Here is a 6,331-nt window from a genome sequence, read left to right as displayed (position 1 = left end):
CCGCATAACCCCAACCACCCCAAACCCGACAGGGGCGCCTTGACGAAGGACATAGAGGCACCCCCCGTGGAGCGAGGACCGGGGCGGAGCCCCGGGAAAGGCCCGGTGCGGGAAGATGGTGCCATGAGCATCGTGAAGATCAATGTCCTCACCGTCCCCGCCGACCAGCGCGACGTCCTCGAGAAGCGCTTCGCCTCCCGTGCCGGCACCGTGGAGAGTTCCGACGGGTTCGAGTGGTTCGAGCTGCTGCGGCCCGTGGAGGGGACCGACCAGTACCTGGTGTACACGCGCTGGCGTGACGAGGCCGCGTTCCAGGCGTGGATGGAGGGGCCGATGAAGGCCGCACACCAGGGCGGCGCCGCGCAGGGCGGTGGCGGCGAGCGTCCCAAGCCCGCCGCCACCGGGTCCACGGTGTGGTCGTTCGAGGTCGTTCAGCAGGCCGCGCCCAAGGCCTGACCGACCGGCCCGGCCGGCCCGATCGGACGACCGGCCGGGACCGACGGTCAGAACCGCAACAGCCGCTCCGTCACCTCGCGGTACCTCTGCAGCGCGAGCCGCAGCTCCTCCGTGTCGTCCTTGTCCGCGCCCGCATCCGCTGAGGCACGCAGCGTCTGCCGGTGTTCCGCGAGGGACGCGGTGAGCCGGTCGCCGGTGTCGTCGAGGATCTCGGCCGCTTCCGCGACGGCCCGGTGCGGGTCGTCCACGAAGCCGGCCACCGCGCGATGCAGGCGCTGTTCGAGCCGGGCGCGTTCGTCCTGGGGCAGCAGCGGGGCCGCGCCCGGGTCGAGGACCGGCCGCAGCGGCTCGTCCACCGGCCCGGGGCGGGCCGAGTGGGACGCGCTGCGTTCGGCCTGCTTGCCGTCCCGCCCGCTCGGCGCGGCGGGGGCGTGGGTTTCACCCGCGTCGCCGAAGGTACCGGGCGGGACGGCAGTCGGGGGCAGGTCCTCACGCTGCTGGTGCCGCATCACACGCCGCTCCCCCGTGGCCGCAGCATGTGCCCTCGCCGGTGCCCGTTCCCCTGTCCGTGCCCGTGCCCGTGCCGGTGGCGGCCGTGGTCGACGGCGCGGTCGGCGACCAGGTCGTCGAACAGGTCGCGGGCGTCGACCATCGCCTCGCGAAGGCCCTCCGTACCGGGTTCGGAGTCGGCGCGTGCGGCGCGGTGCACCTCGCGGTAGCCCTCGATGTGGCGGGGGTGGTGGACGGAGAGGGCAGCGAGCTGCTCCTCGTAACGGCCGGCGGCGGGAAAGCCGCGGTCACCGGCGAGGCGGCCGAGGAGCTGGTCCGCATCGGCGACCGCCCTGCGCGGGGAGTCGACGAAGCGTTCCTGCACGGCGGCCCATTCGGCGTCGTACTGTTCGCGCACGCCGGGCGCGAGCGGCCGGGGCGTGAGGTCTCCGTGGCGCCGGACGCGGTCGTGGAGTTCGCGGTCCGCCGCCTTGGCGTCGCCGTCGTGGCGGGCGAGGACCCGGTCGTACTCGGGTCCGAAGCGTCGGCGCAGTGCCCGCCGGCCGCCGGTTTGTCCGCTTCGGCGGCGTGTGTGGAGCGCGCCGGCGATGGTCAGGAGGACCACGACCACCGCGACGACGATCAGAACTGTGGTCAGTGTTGACATGACTCACCTTCCGGGTCTGACCCTGGGCGGACGCTCGCTGTTCGCGAGCGTGCATTGCTGCGAGTAACCGGGAAATGGTTGGCCAAACAGCGAGCGCGCCGGATACAGAGGGACCATGACCGCGTGGACCATGGCCCCCGAGCCCTTCGACACCCCCGACGCCACCGCGCTGCGGCGCGCGTACTACCACGATGTGGCGAGCCGCTACTGGGGCCGGCCGGCGACCACCGAGGAGGTCGACGAGGGGCTCACCGGCGACGGCGCCCGGCGCCTGACGCCGCCGACGGGCCGGTTCGTCGTGGGCCGTTACGGCGATGAGGCGGCGGCCTGCGGTGGGGTGCTGATGCTGGACGGGGGGCGCGCCGAACTCACCCGGGTGTTCCTGCGGCACGACTTCCGCGGTCTGGGGGGTGCGGGGCTGCTGATGGAGACGCTGGAGCAGGAGGCCCGCGTACTCGGCGCCGGCCGAATGGTGCTCAACACCCGCCTGGACCTGGTCGAGGCGTGTGCGCTGTACGTCCGGCACGGCTACGCGGAGATTCCGGCGTACTGCACGGGGCCGTACATGGAGATCTGGTACGGCAAGGACCTGTGAGCCGTCGGCTCGGCCGGATCCGGGCGGTCAGACGACGTGGCGGCCGCGGTGCGGGGCCTCGTGGTCGCGGTGCGGCTCCGGGCTGTGCGGCCGTTCGTCGTCGGAGCCGCACAGCTCCAGATTGAGCTCGTGGACCAGTTGGACGAGGTCGGTCGGCCGGTCCGGACCCCACCAATCGCCGAGCAGCTCCGCCAGCGAGCCCTCGCGCGCCTGCGACAGCCGTCCGGCCACCCCCTCTCCCCTGCCGGTGAGCATCAGGCCGAGGCCCTCACGGCGGGCGAGGCCACGTCCCTCCACCTCGCGGGTGGCCTCTGTGATCGAGCGCAGCGGTACGGGGGTGACTTCGGCGAGCAGGGCCGGTTCGACGGCGCCGTGGCGCTTCATGCGCAGCAGCAGCCAGCTGGAGGCGGGCAGCAGGTCGTAACCGGCCCGTTCGGTGATCTTCTCGTAGATGTGCCGCCTGCCCTCGCGGGAGCCGAGCACCGACAGCGCGCGTGCGACCTCGTCGTGGGAGGAGCGCTCCACCGGGTTGGAGGCCAGCGTCTCCGTCGGGTCGGGGGCGGTCACGGAGGCGCGCAGCTTGTCCTCCTTGAGGAACCAGGCGATGAGGAGGGCGAGCGCGACGACCGGAACGGCGTACAGGAAGACGTCGGTGATGGCCGTGGAGTACGCCTGGAGCACCGACGGACGCAGGTCGGCAGGCAGCTCGGCGATGGCACGCGGGTCGGCGGCCAGCTCCGCGGGCCCGGCCCCGGGCGGGACCTGCTGCCCGGCGAGGGCGTCGGTGAGCTTGTGTTCCAGACGGTTGGTGAAGATCGTGCCGAAGATCGCGACGCCGAAGGAGGCACCGATGGAGCGGAAGAACGTCGCACCGGAGGTGGCGACGCCCAGGTCCTCGTAGCCGACGGCGTTCTGGACGACGAGGACGAGCACCTGCATGACGAGGCCGAGTCCCGCACCGAAGACGAAGAAGTACACGCTCATCTGCCAGGTGGAGCCGGCCTGCTCGAGCTGGTGGAGCAGCAGCAGTCCGAGTGCCGTGACCGCGGTGCCCAGGATGGGGAAGACCTTCCAGCGGCCGGTGCGGCTGACGATCTGCCCGGACGCGGTGGACGTGATCAGCAGGCCGAACACCATCGGCAGCATGTGCACACCGGACATGGTCGGCGAGACGCCCTGGACGACCTGGAGGAACGTCGGCAGGTAGGTCATCGCGCCGAACATGGCGAAGCCGATCACGAAGCTGATCACGGCGACGAGCGTGAACGTCCGGATCCGGAACAGCTTCAGCGGCAGCACCGGTTCGGCCGCCTTGCGTTCGACCGCGACGAACGCGATCAGGAGCACGGCTCCGAGCACGGCCAGCGCGATGATCTGTGCCGACCCCCAGGCCCAGGTCGTGCCGCCGAGGGAGGCGACGAGCACGAAGCAGGTGGCGGCGGAGGCGATGAGGAAGGTGCCGAGGTAGTCGATGGTGTGCCGGGTCTGCCCTACCGGGATGTGCAGTACGGCGGCGATGACGAACAGCGCGACGACGCCGATGGGCAGGTTGACGTAGAAGACCCAGCGCCAGGTCAGGTGTTCGGTGAAGAAGCCGCCGAGGAGCGGCCCGAGGACGCTCGTGGCGCCGAAGACCGCGCCGAACAGCCCCTGGTACTTGCCGCGTTCGCGGGGCGGTACGAGGTCGCCGACGATCGCCATCGACAGGACCATCAGCCCACCGCCGCCGAGTCCCTGGATCGCGCGGAAGGCGATCAGCTGGGGCATGTTCTGGGCGATGCCGCACAGGGCGGAGCCGATGAGGAAGACGACGACGGCCGTCTGGAAGAGCTTCTTGCGGCCGTACTGGTCGCCGAGTTTGCCCCACAGCGGGGTGGCGGCGGTCGAGGCCAGCATGTAGGCGGTGACCACCCAGGACAGATGGTCCATGCCGCCGAGCTCGCTGACGATCGTGGGCAGCGCGGTGGCGACGATCGTCTGGTCGAGGGCGGCGAGCAGCATTCCCAGCAGCAGCGCGCCGATGGCTACGAGGACGGTCCGCCGGTCCTGCCCCTCGGGGACGGCCCCCGCCTGCGCGGTGCTCACTTCCTGGGCCATGCCGATCTCCTCGGTCCGGTGGCGCACTGTTCCGTCCCATCGTGGTGGGTCTGTCCGCGTATGGCCTGCCGAGAGACGTGCTGAGGCCGATGGGGCGTTGGGTGTCGCATGGGACGGCTGCATAATCGGCGGCATTCGATGGGGAGGGGACCGGCAATGACCGGAAGCAGATGCCCGGAGTGCGCCAGACCGCGCAACCGGGACGGCAGCGCCGCACCGGGCTGCAACTGCGCGGAGCGCGTGGGGGCCGCGCTGCGGGCTGAACGCGATGCGGACATCGCGGCGGCGGAGAACTTCGATCCACTGCGGATCAGACCGTACGTGACGCTGAAGAGCCTGCAGGAGGACGCCGAAGCGTCCGGGGACCCGGCGACCGGGCCGGGCCCCGCCGCGTCCCCGGACGGGTCCGCCCCCTTCGCGGACTTGGCGCCGGTGGCGACGCATCCGGCGGGCGCGGCAAGCGCGCCGACCGCGGGGCCGGCACCGCTGCCGGGCACGGCGGGCACGGCACCAGGGCCCCTACCGGCCGCGGCGGGCATCGGTCCAGGACCGCTGCCGAGCGCGGCGACCGCAGGACCAGGACCGCTGCCGGCCACGCCGACCGCAGGACCAGGACCCCTGCCGGGCGCGGCGGGCATCGGACCAGGACCCATACCGGCCACGCCGACCGCAGGACCAGGACACCTGCCGGGCGCGGGACCGGCACCGCTGCCGGCCACGCCGACCGCAGGACCAGGACACCTGCCGGGCGCGGGACCGGCACCGCTGCCGGCCGCGCCGGGCGTGGGGCCGGCAACCCTGCCGGACGCTGCGGGCGGGGCCGGGCCCGGCCCCGATACGCTGCCTCTGCCCCGGCATCCTGGCGCGGCCGGACCCGGCGCGGGAGCCGAGCCGGGGCGCCCCACGCCCTCGGACGGGTTCGCCCCGTACGCGGACGGGGCGCCGACAACGCCGCAGACCGTGAGTGCGCCGGGCGGGACCGCAGGCGGCGGGCACGCCCACCCCGCCGCCCACCGGGGCGGATTCGCGCCGGTGGGGGACGGGACGCCCGCGCCGGGCACCCAGGCGGCCGCACCCGTGCCGGGAGCAGAGACAACCGTGCTCCCGCCGCTGGGGAACCCGGGTGCGGCCGGCCACGGGCCTGCCGACTCCGGAGCGGGCACCGCCCACCGGGAGGAGTACCAAGGCGGCGGCCCGCCGGGGCCGATGCCGCCGCCCGCCGCGCCGGGTGACACCCGAACCGGGAGCGCCGCGGCCACGGTCGGGGACATCACCGTTCGGGTCGGCGGGGGCGGGCCGGTGCCCGACGTCCCGGACGAGCTCGAGTTGTACGTCGCCGATCCCGGGGCGCAACCCCGCCCCCGAGGCCGTGCGTTCGCGGGGATCGTCGTCGGGGCGGCGGCCCTCGCCGTGGCGGGAACGGCCGCGTTCGCCGGTGGTCTGTTCTCCGGCGGCGACGAGCGGGACCGCGCCCTGCCGCCGGACACCCGCAGCAGCGCACCGAGCGCCAGCGGGGAGCCGGACGCGCCCTCGGAGAGCGTCTCCCCCACCGCGTCCGCGTCCGCCGCGCCGTCCGCGTCGGCATCCGCGTCCCCGTCCGCCTCGCCCTCTCCTACGCCGTCGCGGGCAACACCGAGTGCGGCGCCGGGCAGCGCCGACGCGCCCGCCGCCCCCTCCGTCCCGCCGTCGACGGCGCAGGCCACGGGCACGGTGTCGGAGGCTCCGTCGCAGCGACCGGGCGGCGGCGGCACACTGCGGCGCGGCGACAGCGGCCCGGCGGTGGCCGAGCTCCAGCTGCGGCTGAGGCAGTTGGAGCTGTACCCGCACGACGAGGCCGACGGACGGTTCGACGAGGACGTGGAGCAGGCCGTCAAGCTCTACCAGTGGGACCGGGGCATCGACCGCGATCCGCTGGGTGTCTACGGGCCTCATACTCGCCGCGCTCTGGAGGCCGAGACGAGCTAGTGTCCTGCGCCGGAGATCCGTCGGCAGAAGCGGGCGAGGGATTCGAGGATTTCTTCGGCGGT

The 6,331-nt window shown here is 73.6% G+C and carries 6 protein-coding genes; 3 read left to right on the top strand and 3 right to left on the bottom strand.

Annotated elements, in window-relative coordinates; all coding sequences use genetic code 11:
• Nucleotides 1-123: 123 nt before the first annotated feature.
• Complete coding sequence (locus tag IE198_RS34575) at nucleotides 124-456, top strand: antibiotic biosynthesis monooxygenase family protein (protein WP_100106934.1); 333 nt, start codon at nucleotides 124-126, stop codon at nucleotides 454-456.
• Between the two features lie 47 nt (nucleotides 457-503).
• On the opposite strand, the gene IE198_RS34570 is transcribed toward IE198_RS34575, so the two are convergent.
• Nucleotides 504-965 (bottom strand): hypothetical protein, encoded by a 462-nt coding sequence (locus tag IE198_RS34570; RefSeq protein ID WP_189894017.1) that lies wholly within the window; start codon nucleotides 963-965, stop codon nucleotides 504-506.
• Nucleotides 965-1,612 carry a hypothetical protein gene (locus IE198_RS34565; RefSeq protein ID WP_189894015.1) on the bottom strand — a complete coding sequence of 216 codons (648 nt, stop codon included), beginning with the start codon at nucleotides 1,610-1,612 and terminating at the stop codon, nucleotides 965-967. The genes IE198_RS34570 and IE198_RS34565 overlap by 1 nt, the downstream gene beginning before the upstream one ends.
• 115 nt (nucleotides 1,613-1,727) lie before the next feature.
• Here IE198_RS34565 and IE198_RS34560 point away from each other — a divergent pair, with 115 nt between their 5' ends.
• Nucleotides 1,728-2,207: a GNAT family N-acetyltransferase gene (locus IE198_RS34560; protein WP_189894013.1), complete on the top strand. Its 480-nt coding sequence runs from the start codon at nucleotides 1,728-1,730 to the stop codon at nucleotides 2,205-2,207.
• A 27-nt stretch (nucleotides 2,208-2,234) separates the two neighbouring features.
• Here IE198_RS34560 and IE198_RS34555 read toward each other — a convergent pair whose 3' ends face one another.
• Nucleotides 2,235-4,304 (bottom strand): MDR family MFS transporter, encoded by a 2,070-nt coding sequence (locus IE198_RS34555; protein WP_189894011.1) that lies wholly within the window; start codon nucleotides 4,302-4,304, stop codon nucleotides 2,235-2,237.
• 960 nt (nucleotides 4,305-5,264) lie between these two features.
• Here IE198_RS34555 and IE198_RS34550 point away from each other — a divergent pair.
• Nucleotides 5,265-6,269: a peptidoglycan-binding domain-containing protein gene (locus tag IE198_RS34550; RefSeq protein ID WP_189894008.1), complete on the top strand. Its 1,005-nt coding sequence runs from the start codon at nucleotides 5,265-5,267 to the stop codon at nucleotides 6,267-6,269.
• Nucleotides 6,270-6,331 lie beyond the last annotated feature (62 nt).

Origin of the sequence: Streptomyces xantholiticus, from assembly GCF_014651015.1 — a bacterium.
In the GTDB taxonomy this organism is placed as follows: Bacteria; Actinomycetota; Actinomycetes; order Streptomycetales; family Streptomycetaceae; genus Streptomyces; species Streptomyces xantholiticus.
This window is presented reverse-complemented; position numbering and strand designations above follow the sequence as displayed.